Origin of the sequence: Candidatus Afararchaeum irisae (assembly GCA_034190545.1) — an archaeon.
In the GTDB taxonomy this organism is placed as follows: Archaea; Halobacteriota; Halobacteria; order Halobacteriales; family Afararchaeaceae; genus Afararchaeum; species Afararchaeum irisae.
The window spans coordinates 1-2,079 of record JAXIOF010000060.1 but is presented as its reverse complement, the minus strand read 5'-3'; the positions used below and the strand labels follow the sequence as shown (position 1 = coordinate 2,079).

Annotated in this window: 3 protein-coding genes; 1 reads left to right on the top strand and 2 read right to left on the bottom strand. The window is 51.8% G+C overall.

What is annotated here, in order from left to right; translation table 11 throughout:
* Window positions 1-79: 79 nt before the first annotated feature.
* Window positions 80-325: a hypothetical protein gene (locus tag SV253_07505; protein MDY6775902.1), complete on the bottom strand. Its 246-nt coding sequence runs from the start codon at window positions 323-325 to the stop codon at window positions 80-82.
* Window positions 326-590: 265 nt separating this feature from the next.
* The gene (locus SV253_07500) at window positions 591-1,115 is read right to left on the bottom strand and encodes a hypothetical protein (GenBank protein MDY6775901.1); all 525 of its coding nucleotides are present in this window, start codon (window positions 1,113-1,115) and stop codon (window positions 591-593) included.
* Between the two features lie 143 nt (window positions 1,116-1,258).
* Between SV253_07500 and SV253_07495 the strand changes: the two genes are divergently transcribed.
* Entirely contained in the window at window positions 1,259-1,738 is a 480-nt protein-coding gene (locus tag SV253_07495) for a winged helix-turn-helix transcriptional regulator (GenBank protein ID MDY6775900.1), read from the top strand.
* Window positions 1,739-2,079 lie beyond the last annotated feature (341 nt).

Here is a 2,079-nt window from a genome sequence, read left to right as displayed (position 1 = left end):
CGAACCGAACATCTGGCCGTATCTCACCGGTAAGGATTCGAACTAAACACTATCAGACACTCTTTTGGGGTGTCTTCGTTCAGCCGATAACACCGAGTCCAGCCCAGGCTCCGTGTACGACGCCGTAGACGAGATGGAAGAAGAGAGACATCCCCACAATCTTTGCTCTGACCTTGACCCCGAGTATCAGCCTCATCCAGAAGAGCATCCCAACTACTAGAAGCACCAGACCGTATACAGCACCAAATAAGATACCCTCTCCTATGCCTTCGATACTCAGGCTGAGGAGACTCAAGGCGAACTCGAATACACCTCCCGCAGTCACTCCGTAGACGAAATGGAGAAATACGCCGTGGGGCTTGTACTCTTCGGGATCTCCTTCACCGATATACTTTGACCAGAATATCGCTGTAAGAGGCGGTGATTCGTCTCCGAGTAGCTCTATGATACCGTCATAACCACGGTGGCTATCAGACCACCTATGAGACCGTTGACTACGGATACCACTCTATAACGTAGACACGGGTGGTTATAGTTCCAGCGTGGCTGTGTGGGTTCTGTGAGTCTCAGACAGAAGTCAACCACAGAGATCAGACGACATCGAATCTGATATTTCTGTCTTCGCCTCTTCCGTCAGCCATCTCTATACCGACTACGGTCAGGGATACTCCGTCGACCGGAAGGTCGTCCCAGCCGAGTCTCTCGAACTCTATCTCGTTAGTGCCGTCACGGAAGACGTACTCCCTGACCTCCTTGAGTACTACGCCGTCGTCGTTGAGTTCGAGTCTCCTCTCAGTCTCCGAGGCTGAGGTTTCACAGTCTTCGTCTACCGAGTCTATCTTGAGTATCACCGACTTCTTGTCCTCGGATTCGCCTCTGAATCCTATCCCGACTACTTCGAAACAGACTCCCTCGACCGGAAGCTGGCTCCATCCTATCTCGTCCCTTGGAACCTGTACGGGGTAGTCCTTGAATACGCTCTCCGTAATCTCGTTGAGGAGGAGTCCCGAGTCGTTTATGTCAAGAATATACTGTATGTCCTCGTCGTAGAACTCGGGGTACTTGTCGAGACCTGTGTCTGAGTCGGAAAACGACTGTTTTCGTCTTTTCGACATCCTCGGAATGTCTTCGTCCCCCCGTGTTAAGGCAGTTACGGAGGAGTCTTGACCCCATTATCCTAGCCAGTCGAGATTAAACTTGACATCCTCCACACGGACTCCCAAAAAAGCTAAAGTAGCTTTGTCGCGGACACACGAGTATGGTTGAGAAGGATCTCGACGACGTGGACAGGGCTATCCTGTATGCGTTACAGGAAGACGCTCGGAATATATCGTCTGGGGATATCGCAGAGAGAACCGGAACCTCAGACAGCACTATCCGTAAACGTATCCAGAGCCTCGAATCCGACGAGATAATCAAAGGATACAGTGCTGAGGTCGATTATCAGAAATCGGGCTATCCCCTCCGAATGCTGCTTTACTGCACCGCTTCGATATCCGAACGTGGTGATCTCATCTCGGATATACTCGAAATCGACGGGGTCGTATCAGTCCAAGAGCTCGTCACTGGCGAACAGAACCTCCTCGTAACCGCTATAGGCGAGTCAGACCGTGACATCACTCTCGTAGCCCAGGAGCTCATCAGTATGGGACTCACGGTTGCTGACGAAGTTCTCGTTAGAAGCCATAAGACTGTGCCTTTCGATGGATTCGGCTCCGATACTGAGGACGGCACCTAACACCGCCATCGCGAGTTCACCTAATTGCGAGGCGGAGGCCCCGTCCTCAAGGAGTGTTGCGAATCAGAGATTCGCATACGTATGAAAATCTCCGATTTTCAACACAACGCAGGGAGCGGAGCGAACGAGTAGCGTTAACGAGATGCAGAGCGTCTCGTTCGCACATCAGAACGCTTCGCGTTCTGAGGACGTTCAGAAATCAAAGATTTCTGAGCCCGCGAGAACGGAGTTCTCGGGACGTTCGTGAATCGAAGATTCACGAGCAAGCAAATCTTCGATTTGCATACGCAGTAGGGCGGGGAGGAGCCGACAACGCCTCAATCCAATACGGGCAAGAGCAA

Excerpts from the sequence above, each read along its gene's own strand:
- SV253_07500 (MDY6775901.1), bottom strand. The coding sequence starts at position 1,115 with ATGTCGAAAAGACGAAAACAGTCGTTTTCCGACTCAGACACAGGTCTC.
- SV253_07495 (MDY6775900.1), top strand. The coding sequence starts at position 1,259 with ATGGTTGAGAAGGATCTCGACGACGTGGACAGGGCTATCCTGTATGCG.